The 14834-nt window shown below is 76.2% G+C and carries 15 protein-coding genes; 8 read left to right on the top strand and 7 right to left on the bottom strand.

The window, feature by feature from the left end; all coding sequences use genetic code 11:
• Nucleotides 1-180: 180 nt before the first annotated feature.
• From ACZCLJ_RS09675 to ACZCLJ_RS09665, 3 genes are all read right to left on the bottom strand, one after another.
• Nucleotides 181-1020 (bottom strand): TrmH family RNA methyltransferase, encoded by an 840-nt coding sequence (locus tag ACZCLJ_RS09675; protein WP_463106284.1) that lies wholly within the window; start codon nucleotides 1018-1020, stop codon nucleotides 181-183.
• Nucleotides 1021-1022: 2 nt separating this feature from the next.
• Entirely contained in the window at nucleotides 1023-2510 is a 1488-nt protein-coding gene (locus ACZCLJ_RS09670; RefSeq protein ID WP_463106283.1) for a malic enzyme-like NAD(P)-binding protein, read from the bottom strand.
• 338 nt (nucleotides 2511-2848) lie between these two features.
• Nucleotides 2849-3688, bottom strand: a complete 840-nt coding sequence (locus tag ACZCLJ_RS09665) for an HAD family hydrolase (protein WP_463106282.1) — start codon at nucleotides 3686-3688, stop codon at nucleotides 2849-2851.
• A gap of 205 nt (nucleotides 3689-3893) precedes the next feature.
• On the opposite strand from ACZCLJ_RS09665, the gene ACZCLJ_RS09660 reads away from it, so the two are divergent.
• The 4 genes from ACZCLJ_RS09660 to ACZCLJ_RS09645 are packed head-to-tail and all read left to right on the top strand — an operon-like array spanning nucleotide 3894 to nucleotide 7186.
• Nucleotides 3894-4619 carry a CpaE-like family protein gene (locus ACZCLJ_RS09660; RefSeq protein ID WP_463106281.1) on the top strand — a complete coding sequence of 242 codons (726 nt, stop codon included), beginning with the start codon at nucleotides 3894-3896 and terminating at the stop codon, nucleotides 4617-4619.
• Nucleotides 4616-5845 (top strand): TadA family conjugal transfer-associated ATPase, encoded by a 1230-nt coding sequence (locus ACZCLJ_RS09655; protein ID WP_463106280.1) that lies wholly within the window; start codon nucleotides 4616-4618, stop codon nucleotides 5843-5845. Before ACZCLJ_RS09660 ends, ACZCLJ_RS09655 begins: the two co-directional genes overlap by 4 nt.
• A 31-nt stretch (nucleotides 5846-5876) precedes the next feature.
• Nucleotides 5877-6578 (top strand): hypothetical protein, encoded by a 702-nt coding sequence (locus tag ACZCLJ_RS09650; RefSeq protein ID WP_463106279.1) that lies wholly within the window; start codon nucleotides 5877-5879, stop codon nucleotides 6576-6578.
• Nucleotides 6575-7186, top strand: coding sequence for a type II secretion system F family protein (locus ACZCLJ_RS09645; protein ID WP_463106278.1), 612 nt, complete (start codon nucleotides 6575-6577; stop codon nucleotides 7184-7186). Before ACZCLJ_RS09650 ends, ACZCLJ_RS09645 begins: the two co-directional genes overlap by 4 nt.
• 8 nt (nucleotides 7187-7194) lie before the next feature.
• Here the strand turns inward: ACZCLJ_RS09645 and ACZCLJ_RS09640 are convergent, their stop codons facing one another.
• Genes ACZCLJ_RS09640 through ACZCLJ_RS09630 form a run of 3 tightly spaced genes read right to left on the bottom strand, consistent with a single transcriptional unit; the run spans nucleotide 7195 to nucleotide 9223 of the window.
• On the bottom strand, nucleotides 7195-8466 hold the full coding sequence (locus tag ACZCLJ_RS09640; protein ID WP_463106277.1) for an RNA polymerase sigma factor: 1272 nt from the start codon (nucleotides 8464-8466) through the stop codon (nucleotides 7195-7197).
• Nucleotides 8463-8810, bottom strand: coding sequence for a YciI family protein (locus ACZCLJ_RS09635; RefSeq protein WP_463106276.1), 348 nt, complete (start codon nucleotides 8808-8810; stop codon nucleotides 8463-8465). Before ACZCLJ_RS09635 ends, ACZCLJ_RS09640 begins: the two co-directional genes overlap by 4 nt.
• Nucleotides 8807-9223: a YciI family protein gene (locus tag ACZCLJ_RS09630; protein ID WP_463106275.1), complete on the bottom strand. Its 417-nt coding sequence runs from the start codon at nucleotides 9221-9223 to the stop codon at nucleotides 8807-8809. Before ACZCLJ_RS09630 ends, ACZCLJ_RS09635 begins: the two co-directional genes overlap by 4 nt.
• A gap of 298 nt (nucleotides 9224-9521) precedes the next feature.
• On the opposite strand from ACZCLJ_RS09630, the gene ACZCLJ_RS09625 reads away from it, so the two are divergent.
• The 4 genes from ACZCLJ_RS09625 (at nucleotide 9522) to ACZCLJ_RS09610 (ending at nucleotide 12153) form a co-directional block, all read left to right on the top strand.
• A complete protein-coding gene (locus ACZCLJ_RS09625) occupies nucleotides 9522-9842 on the top strand; it encodes a DUF4244 domain-containing protein (protein ID WP_463106274.1) in 321 nt (106 codons plus the stop codon).
• 122 nt (nucleotides 9843-9964) lie between these two features.
• The gene (locus ACZCLJ_RS09620; RefSeq protein WP_463106273.1) at nucleotides 9965-10246 is read left to right on the top strand and encodes a TadE family type IV pilus minor pilin; all 282 of its coding nucleotides are present in this window, start codon (nucleotides 9965-9967) and stop codon (nucleotides 10244-10246) included.
• A gap of 98 nt (nucleotides 10247-10344) precedes the next feature.
• Nucleotides 10345-10725, top strand: coding sequence for an Rv3654c family TadE-like protein (locus tag ACZCLJ_RS09615; RefSeq protein WP_463106272.1), 381 nt, complete (start codon nucleotides 10345-10347; stop codon nucleotides 10723-10725).
• A gap of 153 nt (nucleotides 10726-10878) precedes the next feature.
• On the top strand, nucleotides 10879-12153 hold the full coding sequence (locus ACZCLJ_RS09610) for a prolyl oligopeptidase family serine peptidase (protein ID WP_463106271.1): 1275 nt from the start codon (nucleotides 10879-10881) through the stop codon (nucleotides 12151-12153).
• A 97-nt stretch (nucleotides 12154-12250) separates the two neighbouring features.
• Here the strand turns inward: ACZCLJ_RS09610 and ACZCLJ_RS09605 are convergent, their stop codons facing one another.
• Nucleotides 12251-14833: a DEAD/DEAH box helicase gene (locus ACZCLJ_RS09605; RefSeq protein ID WP_463106270.1), complete on the bottom strand. Its 2583-nt coding sequence runs from the start codon at nucleotides 14831-14833 to the stop codon at nucleotides 12251-12253.
• Nucleotide 14834: the final 1 nt, after the last annotated feature.

Raw genomic sequence — 14834 nt, 5'->3', positions numbered from 1 at the left:
GCGGCGCGTTGCGCGGGCTGCCGGGGTGCGGCGGCGGGCGCGCGGCGGCCGGGCGCCCGCCGCGACGGGCCCCGACCCTGGGGAGTCTAGACCCGTCCCCGTGAGCACGGTCACACGTGACCGCTATTTGGCGGGGACGCTCGCAAATGCGCGGCGACGTGCGCGAAGGTGCTCGTGGCGTCAGCGCGCGCGGCGCTGGCGCACGGCCTCGTACAGCACGACCGTCGTGGCGCTCGCGGCGTTCAGCGAGCTCGCCGAGCCACCCATGGGGATGCTCACCATGACGTCGCACGCCTCGCGCCAGCCCGCGCTGAGCCCGGTCGTCTCGTTCCCGGTGAGCAGCAGGGTCGGGCCGGTGAGGTCGTGCTCGGCGAGCTCGACGTCGCCGTCCTCGTCGGTGCCGACGAGCGTGAGCGGGTTCCCCGCGGCGCGCTGGCCGGCGACCCAGTCGAGCACCTCCCGCCCGGACGGCACGCGGACGGTGGGCACGGAGAACAGCGACCCGGTGCTGGCGCGCAGCGCACGGGGGTCGTACGGGTCCGCGGCGTGGCCCGCGACGACCAGACCTCTCCCGCCGAACGCGTCGAGCGAGCGTGCCACGGTCCCGACGTTGCCGGGGCTGCTCGGGCGGTCGAGCACGACGCCGAGGAAGGCCGTGCCCGGCGTGCCGTCCGTGCCCGCCGCGCCGACGGCGATCCGTGCGAGGTCGTCCGGCGGCATCTCGACGACGGCGAGCAGCTCCGGCGCGTCGTCCTCCTTGCCGCCGAGCTCGCGCATCAGCGGGGTCGACACCGCGTAGGTGTGCGCGCGGACCCGGTCGAGCATCGCGTGCGCCCACGTTGACAGCGACCGGTCGGCGTCGACGAGCCACGTGCGGACCGTCCACCCGGACTCGACGGCGACGGTGATCGGGCGCACGCCCTGGACGACCAGCTCGCCGGCGCGGTGCCGCTTGGTCCGGTTGCTCAGCAGCGCCTCCCACTGCTGGAACGCGGCGTTGCGGGTCGTGACGCGCTGCATGCTCAGGCCTCCGTGGCGGGGGTCGGGGCCGTGGTGGCGGACGGGCCGGGGGCAGGGGCGACGCGCGGGACGCCGCCGGTCAGGGCCGCCGGCTCGCTGTCGTCCCCCTCCCGCGCCGCCCGCTCCACGGCGGCGGCGACCAGGCTGGTCACCTCGGGGTTGAAGACGCTCGGGATGATGTACGTCGGGTTGAGCTGGTCCTCGTGGATCGCCGACGCGAGCGCGCGCGCCGCGGCGAGCAGCATGCGGTCGGTGATGACGTGCGACTGCGCGTCGAGCAGCCCGCGGAAGACGCCGGGGAACGCGAGGACGTTGTTGATCTGGTTCGCGAAGTCGGACCGGCCGGTGCCGACGATCGCGGCGTGCTTCGCCGCCTCGACCGGGTCGACCTCGGGGCGGGGGTTCGCCATCGCGAAGACGATCGAGTCCGGGGCCATGCGCGCGACGTCGTCGCCCGTGAGGATGTCGGGCGCGGAGACGCCGACGAACACGTCGGCGTCGACGACCGCGTCCTTGAGGGTGCCCGTGACGCCGCGCGGGTTGGTGCTCACCGCGGTCCACGCGAGCGACGGCGAGAGCCCGGGGCGGCCCGGGTGGACGACGCCCTCCACGTCGGCGACCACGACGTCGTGCGCTCCCGCCGCGAGGAGCAGCTTGAGCACCGCGGTGCCCGCCGCGCCCGCGCCCGACAGCACGATCCGCACGTCGGACAGGTTCTTGCCCACGACCTTGAGGGCGTTCGTCAGTGCCGCGAGCGCCACGATCGCCGTGCCGTGCTGGTCGTCGTGGAACACCGGGATGTCCAGCTCGGCGCGGAGCCGCGCCTCGATCTCGAAGCAGCGCGGCGCCGAGATGTCCTCGAGGTTGATGCCCGCGAACACCGGGGCGATGGCCTTGACGGTCCGCACGATCTCGTCGACGTCGGTCGTGTCGAGCGCGATGGGGAACGCGTCGATGTCCGCGAACCGCTTGAACAGCGCAGCCTTGCCCTCCATGACCGGCAGCGACGCGAGGGGGCCGATGTCGCCGAGGCCGAGGACCGCCGACCCGTCGGTGACGACCGCGACGGTGTTGCGCTTGATCGTGAGGCGGCGCGCGTCGTCGGGATTGGCCGCGATGGCCTCGCACACGCGCGCGACCCCCGGCGTGTAGATCATCGACAGGTCGTCGCGGTTGCGGATCGGCACCTTGGACTCGATCTTCAGCTTGCCGCCGAGGTGCAGCAGGAACGTGCGGTCCGAGACCCGTTCCACGACGACGCCCGGCAGACCCCGCAGGGCAGCCACGATCTCGCCCGCGTGCTCCTCGCCGCGGGTCGCCACGGTGACGTCGACGGTGATGCGCTCGTGCCCGGACGCCGTGACGTCGAGCGCCGAGACGATGCCGCCCGTGTGCTCGATCGCCGTCGTCAGCTCGCTCACGGCCGTGGGCCGCGCCTCGACCTGCAGGCGGACGGTGATGGAGGAGGACACGCTCGGCGCAGAGGTCATGAGCACCAGTATCGGCCCAGGACCGAGGCGCCGGCGGGCGGCCGGCACGTACGGACACGACGACGGCGCCCTCTCGGGCGCCGTCCCGCCAGCATCTCGGTGGCTATCAAGGCGTGCTCGGTTCGTAGCCGCTGCAACGGCTTCGGGGGGCCGTCGTGGCCGTCCCGCCCGGTCAGCGAGTCCTCCGCGTGGACTACCTGCGCGTGGGTACCTCCGCGATGCTGTTGTCCCTCCATGAGAGCCCCGCCACGGCCGGTCCGCAAGCCCGTGGGCAGACCCTCACAGCGTGTTCTACCCGTGTTCGAGCCCGCCTCGCGAGGTTGGTCCGGGACGTCCGGTCAGGCCTCCGTCGCGCGCCCGTGGCGGCGCCGGCGGCGCACCGCCCGCCACACGACCCAGCCCACGACGGCGAGCGTGACGAGGCCCGCGGCGGCGAGCGCCGGCGTCGTGGGCGCGAGGTGGGAGCGCAGCGCGACGGGCTTGGTGAACGCGAGGACGCCCCAGCCGTGCTCCGCGGCGAGACGACGCAGCGCCCGGTCGGGGTTCACCACGGACGCGTGGCCGACCTCCGCCAGCATGGGCGCGTCGGTGACCGAGTCGGAGTAGGCGTAGCTCGCGCCGAGGTCGTAGCCCTCACGCTCGGCGAGCTCGCGGATCGCGGCGGCCTTGTTCTCGCCGTAGGCGTAGAAGTCGATCCCGCCCGTGTAGCGGCCCTCCTCGATCGCCATGCGCGACGAGATGGCGTGGTCGGCGCCGAGCACCGCCGCGATGGGTTCGACCACCTCGCTCCCCGACGCCGACACGACGACGACGTCGTGGCCGTGCGCGTGGTGGGAGTCGATGAGCTCGACCGCCTCCGCGTAGACGACCGGGTCGATGTGCTCGTGCAGGGTCTCCTCGACGATGCGCGAGACGGTCGCGACGTCCCAGCCCGTCACGAGGCTCGACAGGTGGGCGCGCATCCGCTCGGTCTGGTCGGCGTCGGCGCCGCCCACCATGAACAGGAAGTGCGCGTACGCGCTGCGCAGCACGTCGGCACGGTTGATCAGGCCTCCCGCGAAGAACGGTCGGGAGAACGCCGCGGCCGACGACGTCGCGATGATCGTCTTGTCCAGGTCGAAGAACGCGGCGACGCGACCGTCGGTGCGCGGTGGCGAGTGGTCCGTCGACGAGTTCACGCGGTGAGCCTAGCGGCGCAGCGTGGCCGTCCACAGGCCCGGCGTGCCGGGGTGCCGTCCACAGGGCGTGCCGGGCCGGTCGCGCGACCGCTCCGCGAGGACCCAGGGTGTGCGGAACGAGACCGCTCGGGGAGCAGGTGCCGGGAGACAGGTCGGTGGGCACAGGCAGGGCGGGCAGGGCGGGCGGACGCGGGACGGAGGGCACGTGGGCAGCACGGGTGCGGTGGTGGGGGTCGTCGCGGCGCGGGGAGGGGCAGGGGCCAGCGTCGTCGCGGCCGCCCTCGCGCGCGCCGCGGTCCGACGCCGCGCGCCCGCGTGCCTCGTCGACCTCGCCGGTGCGGGCGCCGGGCTCGACGTCCTGCTCGGCGTCGAGGACGAGCCGGGCGTGCGCTGGCCCGACCTGGGCGACGCGCGAGGCCGCCTCGACGGCGTCGACCTGCTCGGCAGGCTGCCCCGCTGGTCCGACGTGGCGGTGGTCAGCGCGACGACCGAGGGCGGTCCCGTGCCCGAGAGCGTGGTGGACGTCGTCGCGGCGCTGGCCGAGGACGTCGTGCCGCGCGGCGGGCTCGTCGTGCTCGACGTCGGGCGTGCGACCCTCTGGCGGCCGGTCGGCGAGCTGCTCGCCGCGTGCGACGAGGTGCTCGTCGTGACGCCGCTCGACGTCCCCGCCGTCGGCGGAGCGGTCGCCCTCGGCGCACACCTCGCGGGTCGTCCGGCCGCGCTCGTCGTGCGGCACCCCGCGCCCGGACGGCTTTCCGTGGCGGAGGTCGCGCACGCTGTCGGCCTCGACGTCGCCGCGAGCGTCCGGTGGGACCGCCGGGTCGCGGGAGCGGTCGAGCGGGGCCACGGGCCGTGCCCCCCGGGCGGTCCCGTCGAGCGCGCGGGCCGGGTGCTCGCAGCGCGCTACCTCGAGCCGGGGAGGCGGGCATGACGTCCACGACCGCGGGCCTGCTCGACGGCGTGCGGGACCGGCTCGCGCGCGCAGGGCGGGAGCCCGGCGACGACAGCGCCGGGCACGACGGCACCGGGCACGACGGCACCGGGCACGACGATGCACGTCGTGTCGACGCCCGGCTCGCCGACGCGCTCAGGGCCTCGGGCCGGGTGATCGGCTCCACGGCTCTGCGCGAGCTCACCCGCGCCGCGCGGGCAGAGCTCTACGGGGCCGGGCCGCTGCAGCACCTGCTCGAGGAGACCGGTGTCACCGACGTCCTGGTCAACGGACCGGACGACGTGTGGGTCGACCGGGGCTCCGGGCTCGAGCGCGTGTCGGTCTCGCTCGGTGGTCCGGACGACGTGCGCGCCCTCGCCGCCCGGCTCGCGGCGGCCGGAGGCGGGCGGCTCGACGACGCGAGCCCGGTCGTGGACGCGCGCCTGCCCGACGGGACCCGCCTGCACGCCGTGGTCGCGCCCGTGTGCGCCGCGGGTGCGGTCATCTCGCTGCGCGTGCTCCGGCCGAGCGCGTTCGGCCTGGCCGAGCTCGTCGCGCACGGGACGGTCCCTCCCGCGTGGGAGCCGCTGCTGCGGGTGCTCGTCGCGCGGCGCGCCTCGATGCTCGTCTCCGGCGGCACGGGTACCGGCAAGACGACGCTGCTGGCGGCCCTGCTCGCGCTCGTCCCGCACGACGAGCGCGTCGTGTGCGTCGAGGAGGCCCGGGAGCTCGTGCCCGACCACCCGCACGTCGTGCCGCTCACCGCGCGCCGCCCGAACGTCGAGGGCGCGGGCGGCGTCGAGCTCGCGGACCTCGTCCGGGCCGCGCTGCGCATGCGCCCCGACCGGATCGTGCTCGGCGAGTGCCGGGGGGCCGAGGTCCGTGAGGTCCTCATGGCGCTGAACACGGGCCACGAGGGCGGGCTCGCGACCCTCCACGCCAACGACGTCGGGGTGATCCCCGCGCGGCTGGAGGCGCTCGCGGCGCTCGCCGGGATGGACCGCGTCGCGGTGGCGGCGCAGGCGGCGAGCGGCCTCGACGTCGTGCTGCACCTACGGCGTGGCGGGGTCGAGGTCGCGCGGCGACGGTTCCTCGCCCAGGTCGGGCTCGTCCGCCGGGACGACCGGACCGGTCTGGTCGTCGACCTCGCCGCGTCGTGGGACGGCCGCGGTGATCCCCGGCCGGGTCCGGCGTGGGGCGAGCTGGTGCGCCGGTGGTCGGCATGAGCGTGCGTGGCACGAACGTGGGGAGCGTGGCGTGACGGCCGTCGTGGGTGTGCTCGTCGCGTTCGCCGTGTGGTGCGTCGTCGACCCGGGCGGGCGTCGTGCGTCGGTGGCGGTGCGAGGCGGCCTCGCGCCCGGCACGCTCGCGGGTGGGGCGCGAGCGGTCGGCGGGCGCTCGGGCGAGGCGGACCGCCGTCGTCGGCGACGGGGAAGTCGTCGGGACGACCCGGCGGAGGCGGACGCCGTGCGCCTCGTCGTGACCCAGGTCGGTGCGCTGCTGCGTGCGGGCCAGCCGCCCGGGGCGGCCTGGGAGCGCACGACCGGCGTACGGGTCGACGCGACCGGGACACCGCGCGCGACGGACCTCGCCGCGCACGTGGGCGGCGACGCCACGGCTCGGGCGGTGGTGGCCGCGTGCCGCGTCGCGGGCGACGTGGGGGCCCCGCTCGCCACCGTGCTGGACGAGGTGTCGGCGTCGATCGCCGCCGAGGCCGAGTCGCGCGCCGCGCGGGAGGCGGCTCTCGCCGGACCTCGGGCGACGACGCGCGTGCTGCTCTGGCTGCCCGCCGTGGGCGTCCTCCTCGGCTACGTGCTCGGTGCGGACCCGGTCGCCACCGCGCTCGACGGAGGCGTCGGGACGGGCGCCCTGCTCCTCGGCGTCCTGCTGCTCGCCGTCGGTCGCGCATGGTCCGCGCGGCTCGTCGACCGGGCGCGCGTCGCGGGAGAGGAGCCGTGAGCGGGCTCGCGCTGGTCGTCGCCGGCTGCGTCCTCGTCGCGTCGTCGCCGTGGTGGCTCGCCCGGTCCGCGGCCGCGCGCAGGGTCGTCGGTCTTGCCGCGGCGTCGCGCGGGATCGCGCGGAACGGCGCGGTCCGGCGTGCGGCCGACCGCGCTGCCGGACGCCCCGGGAGGGAGACGCCGATCGAGACCGGTGTGGTCCTCGAGCTCCTCGCCGCGGCGGTGCGAGCGGGGGCGTCGGTGCCGCGGGCCCTCGACGCCGTGGGTGCCGCGGTCGGCGGGCCCGACGGCGCGTGCCTGCGCCGGGCGAGCGCCGCGCTCGTGCTCGGGTCGGCCTGGGACGGCGCGTGGGACGACGTCCCCCGACGCCTCGACGTGGTGCGCCGTGCCCTGCGGCCGTCCTGGGTGCACGGCGCGGGACCGGTCGGCTCGCTGCGGGCGGCGGGGGACGCGCTGCGGCAGGACCGTGCGGCGGCCGCGCGGAGCGCCGCGGCCCGGCTCGGCGTCCACCTCGTCCTGCCGCTCGGCGCGTGCTTCCTGCCGGCGTTCGTCCTCGTGGGCCTGCTGCCCGTGCTGCTCTCGCTCGGTTCGGGTCTCCTCGGCAGCTGAACCACGGCTCACCCGCCGGCGACCTCCCGGCGACGGCGCTCGAGGTGCGCGCGCTCGACGTCGTTGGCGCACCGCTCGATCGCGAGCTCCAGCGCGGCGACTGCGGCGTCGGCCCGCCCGGAGCGCGCGAGGAGCTCGCCGCGCACGGCCAGGAGCCGGTGGTGGTGAGGCAGGGCGGCGTCGAGCCCGTCGAGCAGGGCGAGCCCGGCCTCCGGACCCGAGGACTCGGCGACCGCGACGGCGCGCGCGAGGCGGACGACGGGCGATCCGGTGTGGTCCTCGAGCGCCGCGTAGAGGGTCGCGATCGCGGCCCAGTCGGTGTCGCCCGCGGTGCGTGCGACGGCGTGCTCCGCGGCGACCCGCGCCTGGAGGAGGTAGTCCTGCGCGAGCCCGGCAGCGTCGTCGGGCACGGAGGAGAGGACCTCGAGCCCGACGACGATCTCGTCGGCGTGCCACCGCGAACGGTCCTGGTCCGCGAGCAGGACCAGGGCGCCGTCGGGGCCGGTCCTCGCGTCGCGACGCGCGTGCTGCAGCACGAGGAGCGCGAGGAGGGCGCGGACGACGGGGCGGCCCGGGAGCAGCTCGTCGAGGAGACCGACCAGGCGGATCGCCTCGCCCGCGAGCTCGACGCGGACCAGGTCGGGCCCCGTCCCGGGCGCGTAGCCGGCGGTGAAGACGAGGTAGAGCACCGTCGCGACGACGTCGAGCCGTTCGTCGAGGTGCTCGGGCGCAGGCACCGCGAACGGGATGCCCGACGCCGCGAGGCGCTTCTTGGCCCGCGTGATGCGCGCCGCCATGGTCGCCTCGGGCACGAGGAACAGCCGCGCGATGTCGGGTACCCCGAGACCGGCGACGAACCGGAGCGTGAGAGCCGCGCGGGCCTCGGGGGCGAGCGCGGGGTGGGAGCACGCGAAGACGAGCCGCAGACGTTCGTCGGGGACGTGCGCGCCCTCGTCGCGGTCGTCGCCAGGATCGGGTGATCCGGGCCGACCACGCTCCTCGACGACCATCAGGGGTTCCTTCCGGAGGGCGACCGCCTCCGCGCGGAGACGGTCCAGGACCCGCCGGCCGGCAGCGGTGCGCAGCCAGCCGGCGGGGTTGGCGGGGACGCCGTCCGCCGGCCAGGTCCGAGCGGCCGCCGCGAACGCGTCGGCGAGCGCGTCCTCGGCGAGGTCCGGTCGGCGGTAGCGGGCCACGAGGGCACCGAGGAGCCGTGCCCAGTGCTCGCGCCAGGCAGCGGCGAGCGCGTCGTCCGCCGGGGACGGCCCTCCGGTGCTCACAGGTCGTCGACGTCGACCACGGGGCGGACCTCGACCGTGTAGGGCGGCAGGAGGGCGACGGCGTCCACCACGGCGTCGAGGTCGGGCAGGTCGACCAGGTAGAAGCCGCCGAGGTGCTCCACGGTCTCCGCGAAGGGGCCCTCGGTCACCGTGACGCGCTGGTCGGCACGACGCAGGGTCGTGGCGGCGGCGACAGGGGCCAGCGCCTCGGCGGCCACGATCGTCCCCCGCGCGCGCACCGCGGCGGCGAAGTCGTCGTGGCGCCGGAGGTACTCGTCGCGGTGCGCATCACGCATCCGTGCCCAGACCTGCTCGTCCTCGTACAGCAGCACCATGAACCTCATGCGTCGACCTCGGCCACGTCGGCGCTCGCGTCGTGCCCGGCCGCGTGCTCCTCCTCGGACACCACGGGGCGGACCTCGAACGTCTCGGGGCTGCCCGCGAACGCGGTCGCGAGGACACGCACGAGGCCGTCGAGGTCCGCGGTCTGGACGACGTAGTACCCGCCGACCTGCTCGGCGAGCTCGGCGAACGGTCCGTCGGTGACGAGCGCCTGGTCCGGCGTGGCGCCGGGCCGCACGACCCGCGCGGTGAACGTCTTGCGCAGCTCGCCGCCACCCGTGACCTCGTGGCCCCCGGCCGCGGCGAGGCGGGCGAACTCGTCGTGCCGCGCGTAGGTGGCTGCGCGGAGCTCGGGTGAGGGGTCCACCCACGCGCTCTCGTCGTCGTGGATGAGGATGACGTACTCGGTGCTCATGGTCGTCTCCTGACGTCGTGCCGCCGTCCGGTCGGCCCGGACGAAGGACCTCGGTCGAGGTCTCGTGACGATGACGCGCGAGACCGGCGTAGATCGACACCACTCTGGCAGAGAATGCGCAGCCGCTCTCGGAACCGGCGCGACGGGGCCCGGGAGAGTGCGCCGGTCCTGGCCGTCCACAGGCCCGGCCGACAGGTGTCCCGTCCACCGCGTGCCCGGCGACGCCTGCGCCGTCCGTCCTGCTCTCGCCAGAGTGGCCGGACCGCCCGCGACCGCGGGCCGCGAGAAGGAGAGGGTCATGACCAGGACGAGGACCGAGAGGTCGACGGGACGCGTGGCGTCGAAGGGGTCGGTGACGTGGGGCGGAGCCCCGGCGACGGAGGAGACGGCAGGAGAGGGCCGGCCCCGGAGGCCGGAGAAGGCGGCCGGGCGCGTGCTCGCACGGCTCACCGGAGCCGACGGCGCGCACGACCGGGAGGCGGGCCTCGCGACCGCGGAGTACGCGATCGCGACGGTCGCCGCGGCGGGGTTCGCCGGCCTGCTGATCGTCGTGCTCCGGAGCGGCGAGGTGCGTGAGCTGCTGCTCGGCATCGTCCGCAGCGCGCTCTCGCTGGGCTGATCGTGCGACGAGAGCGGTCACGGCGGTCGGTCGCGACCCTCCGCGGACCGTGGGGTCCCGGCCCTGCAGCGCGCGAGCGAGGTGCCGTCACCGCCGAGCTCGCGGTCGCGTTGCCGGCGGTCGTGCTCGTCCTCGTCGCCGTGCTCACCCTCGCCGCGGCCGCGGGCGCCCAGATGCGCTCCGCGGACGCGGCGAGGGCGGGAGCGCGGGCAGCGGCGATCGGGGAGGACGACGCGACCGTGCGCTCCACGGCTCAGCACGTCGCGGGCGACGGCGCGCAGGTGACCGTCGTGCGCGGCGAGCCGTGGGTCGAGGTCACCGTGACCTGCCCGGTCGTCGGGGGCTGGCTCTCGGCGGCGCCGCTGCGCGCGAGCGGGCACGCCGTGGCGCGCGTCGAGCCATGACCGGGCGGCGAGTCGTGACCAACCGGCGAGCCGTGGCCGGGTTGCGAGCCGTGACCGGGCGGCGAGGAGGACGCGGGCCGGGCCTCCCGGGCCACGGGGTGGCCACGGAGCGGTCGTCGGACGGCGAGCACGGGGCGGGCACGGTGCTCGTGCTCGGGATCGTCGCCGCCCTGCTCGTCGTGCTCGTCGGGCTCGGAGGGCTCGCGCAGGCACAGGCCGCGCGGGGTCGGGCTCAGGCCGGTGCCGACCTCGCCGCGCTCGCTGCCGCCGCGGCGCTGCGCGACGGATGGGACCCGTGCGGACGCGCCCGCGAGACGGCGAGCCGCAACGGCGTGCGGGTCGTCGCGTGCACCGAGACGGGCGCGGGCGCCGTCCGCGTCGACGTCGTGTTCGGGCCGACGGTCTCGGTGCTCGGCGTCACGCTCGGCGAGGCGGCAGGGGCCGCGCGGGCCGGACCGGCGACGGCCCGGGCAGGGTGAGCACGAGGTCGGCGCTGCCGCGGGGCTTCGTCAGGCGGACGCGTCCGACCTCGTGACGCCCTGCCCCCGGGCGAGCCCGGGTGAAGTCGGTAGCGTTCGGAAGGTCCTCGCGCCCGGAGCCGGGCGTGGTCAACGATGATCTGGAGGCACCCTATGCACGTCCTGCCGAACCGCTGGCGCATCGCGGCGGCCGCCGTCGCGTCGCTCGCCCTCACCGCCGTCGCCGCCCCGGGCGTCGCCGCTCCCCGCGACGACCCGCCGGGGCGCGTCGCCGAGACCACGTTCACGCTCGACGCCGAGGTGCTCGACTCCGGGGAGCAGGTCACGGGCATCACGATCGACGCGCACCGGCTGCGCACGATCGACCCGGCGTCGCTGAGCACCGGCACGTTCACCGTGCGGGCCGTCGGCGCCTACCCGGACGACGTCGACCGCGGCGGCCGGCCGCAGCAGGTGTTCGACGTCGAGCGGACCGTCACGGGGGTGGAGCTGACCCGCTCGGGCGACATCCACCTGGAGCTCGCGTCCGGGTTCGGCACGCCCGGCGCGGACACGCTCACCTACCAGCCCGTGGGTGGGCGCAACGTGCTGCTCGACCTGACCTACACGATCGTGCAGAACGCCCCGCTCGAGCTGCGCAACGGCCGCGACGTGACGATCCGGGGCTTCGTCCAGGGCGACCTCGTCGACCCGGAGGTCGACGCGTTCCGCGCGGGGGTCTCGGGCACCGGCCTCAACTACCGCCTGTTCACGCCGGACCGGCGCGGCGGCGGTGACCGTGCCCTCGTCGTCTGGCTGCACGGCAACGGTGAGGGCGGGCTGGGCGGCTACTACGGCAACGAGCCGCCGCTGCGCGCCAACCGCGGCGCGCTCGGCTTCGCGACGCCGGAGGCGCAGAAGATCCTCGGCGGCGCGTACGTGCTCGTGCCGCAGGTCCCGGACACCTGGTACAACGCGGACTCCGCGGGCTACCAGGAGCGGCTGCGAGGCCTGGTCGACGAGATCGCCGGCCGGTACAAGGTCGACACCGATCGCATCCACGTCGCCGGCGCCTCGGCCGGCGGGTACATGGCCACCCGACTGGTGGCCGCCTACCCGGACGACTTCGCGTCCCTCGCCGTCTCGGCGCCGGCGTACTACACGGGCGGCACCTACCGCATCGACGCAGCCGAGATCGCCGCGCTCGAGGGCACGCCGACGTGGTTCGTCCACGCGCGCAACGACCCCACCGTCCCGTACGCCGAGACCAGCGTGTGGGCGCACGAGCAGCTGCCCGGCTCGATCCTGTCGCTGTACGACGACGTGACGTGGGACGGGGTGACCTACCCCGGTCACTGGTCGTGGATCTACCAGGCACGCAACGCGCCCACCACGCCCGAGGGCGTCACCCTCTGGGAGTGGACGGCGCAGCAGTCGCTCGACGACTAGCAGCACGGCGACGCGCTCCCGTGCCGACCGGGCACGGGAGCGCGGCCACCGGCCGTGCCGTCACCGTGCCAGGGCGCGGCGGTCCGACGGCGCAGCCTCAGTCCGGCGCGTACGCGAGCACGGCGTCGAGCAGCCGCACGGCGGCGTCCTTGTCCAGCGGCGCGTTGTACGACCCGCACTTGGGCGACTGGACGCACGCGGGGCACCCGTCGTGGCACGGGCAGCGCACGATCGCGTCGCGCGTCGCGCGCAGCCAGGTCGCGCCCAGCTCGAACCCGCGCTCGGCGAAGCCCGCGCCGCCCGGGTAGGCGTCGTAGACGAACACCGTCGCCTGCTCGGTGTCGACGTGCAGCGCCGTGGACACACCGCCGAGGTCCCAGCGGTCGCACGTCGCGAGGAGGGGGAGCAACCCGATCGACGCGTGCTCGGCGGCGTGCAGCGCGCCGGGCGCGGTGTCCGCGTCGACCCCGGCCTCCTCGAGCACCGACTCGGGCACCGTCCACCACACGGCCATGGTGGGCAGCGTGTGCTCCGGCAGGTCGAGGGGCTCGGTCCCCAGGATCTGCAGGTCGGGCAGACGGCGGCGCTGGAAGCTCACGACCTGCGAGCTCACGTCGACCGGCCCGTACCCCCAGCCAACGGGCCCCCAGCGCCGCTCGACGACCTCGCGCCCGGCGGCCGCGTCACCGGGCCCCGGCTCGTCGGCGATCGTGATCGACGTGACGGAACGGGACCAGGTGCCGAAGTCGACGTCGGTGCGCCGCACGAGCGCGACGCCGTCGGTCAGGTCGAGGTGCTCGACCACGTAGGTGGCGCCCTGGTGGACGTACACCGCGCCGTCGTGCACGGTCCCGTCGGCCGACGCGGCGTCCACCGTCCCGAGGAGACGTCCCGTGCGCGCCTCGGCCACGCGGACGGGAGAGCCGCCGGAGCCGCGCAGGTCCGTCATCCCCGCGGCGGGCTGCGCGTGCGTCCAGTACCAGCCCGACGCACGACGCCGCAGCGCTCCCCGCGCGACGAGCACGCCGAGCAGGTCGGTCACGGCGGCCGGGTCGCCGAACTCGGCGAGGTCCTCCGAGCGGAGGGGGACCTCCGCGGCCGCGGCGCACAGGTGAGGTGCGAGGACGTACGGGTTGGCGGGGTCGAAGACCGTCGCCTCGAGCGGGGCGTCGAAGATCGCCTCGGGGTGGTGCACGAGGTACGTGTCGAGCGGGTCCTCGCGCGCGACGAACGCCACGAGCCCGTCCGCGCCCGCACGTCCCGCGCGGCCGGCCTGCTGCCAGACGGACATGCGCGTGCCCGGCCAGCCCGCCACGAGCACCGCGTCGAGGCCGGAGATGTCGACGCCGAGCTCGAGGGCGTTCGTCGTGGCCAGCGCGCGCACCGCGCCGGAGCGCACCGCGTCCTCGAGCTCGCGCCGCTCCTCGGGCAGGTACCCGCCCCGGTACGCCGCGACGCGGCGCGCGAGGTCGGCGTCGACGGGGCGCAGGTAGTCCTGGGTCTGCGTCGCGACCGCCTCGGCGCCCCGGCGCGAGCGCGTGAACGCGAGCGTGCGCGCGCCGGCGAGGACGAGGTCGGCGAGCAGGTCCGCCGCCTCCGACGTCGCGCTGCGCCGCGGGTGCTCGGGGGCCTCCTGGGCCTCGGTCGACACCGTGGGCACTGCCGGGTCGTCGACGTGCTCCTCCGGTTGCTGCGACCCCGCCGCCGCGCCGAAGCCGGCCACGACGGGCGGCTCCCACAGCACGAACGTGCGGTGCCCCGACGGTGACGTGTCGCCCGCGACCGTCACGACGTCCGCCGGCTCCACTCCGACGAGCCGTGCCGCGCTCACCGCGGGGTCCGCCGTCGTCGCCGAGGCCACGACGAACGTCGGCGCGGGGTCCCCCTCGCGGGCGTAGTGCGCGGCGAGACGACGCAGCCGCCGCAGCACGAGCGACACGTGCGCGCCGAAGACGCCGCGGTAGGCGTGGCCCTCGTCCACGACGACGTAGCGCAGGTCGCGCAGGAGCCGCGACCAGCGGCGGTGGTTCGGCAGCAGCGCGAAGTGCAGGAAGTCCGGGTTCGTGAGCACGACGTCCGCGTGCTCGCGCACCCACCGCCGCTCGTCGGGCGACGTGTCGCCGTCGCACGTCGAGACCCGCACGTCCTGCGTCCCGGCCGCGTCGAGGAGGCGCTGGAGGCCGGCGAGCTGGTCGGCCGCCAGGGCCTTGGTCGGCGAGAGGTACAGCACGGACCCGCGGCGCGCGACGGACTCGATGCGTCCGGGGTCGAGCGTGCGGGCCGCGACGTCGGCCCGGACCGACGTCAGCGCCGGGAGCCAGAACGCGAGGGACTTGCCCGACCCCGTCGACGTCGCGAGCGCGACGTGCCGGCCCGACCACGCGGCGTCGGCGGCGACGGTCTGGTGCACCCACGGCCGCTGCACGCCCAGCGCGCGGTACCCGGCCACGAGCGCGGCGTCCGACCACGCGGGCCAGTCGCCGTGCACACCGTCGCGCGCCGGCAGCTCCCGCACGTGCGTCAGCCGGTCCGCGCGGCGGCCGCCCGCGAGGAGCACGCGGAGCAGCGCGTTCGTCGGCGGGGCGGGAGCGTGGTGCACGCCCACGAGTCTTCCACCCCGTGCCCACCCTGAGGTCGGGACCTGCGGCCCTCGCGCGGGCCGGGCTCGGGGGTGGACCATC

The organism is Cellulosimicrobium sp. So1_17 (genome assembly GCF_055181235.1).
This window is presented reverse-complemented; position numbering and strand designations above follow the sequence as displayed.

What these genes read in the sequence shown, in the direction of transcription:
- ACZCLJ_RS09675 (WP_463106284.1), bottom strand. Translation starts at nt 1,020, where the DNA reads ATGCAGCGCGTCACGACCCGCAACGCCGCGTTCCAGCAGTGGGAGGCG.
- ACZCLJ_RS09670 (WP_463106283.1), bottom strand. Translation starts at nt 2,510, where the DNA reads ATGACCTCTGCGCCGAGCGTGTCCTCCTCCATCACCGTCCGCCTGCAG.
- ACZCLJ_RS09655 (WP_463106280.1), top strand. Translation starts at nt 4,616, where the DNA reads ATGACGTCCACGACCGCGGGCCTGCTCGACGGCGTGCGGGACCGGCTC.
- ACZCLJ_RS09635 (WP_463106276.1), bottom strand. Translation starts at nt 8,810, where the DNA reads ATGAGGTTCATGGTGCTGCTGTACGAGGACGAGCAGGTCTGGGCACGG.
- ACZCLJ_RS09630 (WP_463106275.1), bottom strand. Translation starts at nt 9,223, where the DNA reads ATGAGCACCGAGTACGTCATCCTCATCCACGACGACGAGAGCGCGTGG.
- ACZCLJ_RS09625 (WP_463106274.1), top strand. Translation starts at nt 9,522, where the DNA reads ATGACCAGGACGAGGACCGAGAGGTCGACGGGACGCGTGGCGTCGAAG.
- ACZCLJ_RS09610 (WP_463106271.1), top strand. Translation starts at nt 10,879, where the DNA reads ATGCACGTCCTGCCGAACCGCTGGCGCATCGCGGCGGCCGCCGTCGCG.
- ACZCLJ_RS09605 (WP_463106270.1), bottom strand. Translation starts at nt 14,833, where the DNA reads ATGGTCCACCCCCGAGCCCGGCCCGCGCGAGGGCCGCAGGTCCCGACC.